A 240-nucleotide genomic window follows, 5' to 3' on the forward strand; every position below is an offset into this window, starting at 1 on the left:
CTTTATTCAGATTGACTTTTGAAGCCAGTGTAGTGTTGTACATGTGCGGATTAGAAATCAAGCGTGTATAAGATTCATTTTTGATTTTCAACTTTCTCTTTTCTGCAAATGGAAAAGAAAAAGTGTCCAAAAATCCATTGCGATTAAGATACATTAAATGCCTGCCTTTGTATTTTCCACCGCAAACAGGTAAATAATCATTTGTCAGTTGTCTTACTATAATATCATTGGAACTATTAG

1 protein-coding gene is annotated in these 240 nt (G+C 32.5%); it reads right to left on the reverse strand.

Going from position 1 to position 240, the window contains the following annotated elements:
* The coding region (locus R0J87_RS24200) for a hypothetical protein (protein ID WP_498889590.1) at positions 1-240 on the reverse strand (240 nt) is incomplete at both ends.

It is taken from the genome of Halomonas sp. SIMBA_159 (genome assembly GCF_046536035.1).
Taxonomy (GTDB): Bacteria; Pseudomonadota; Gammaproteobacteria; order Pseudomonadales; family Halomonadaceae; genus Vreelandella; species Vreelandella venusta_A.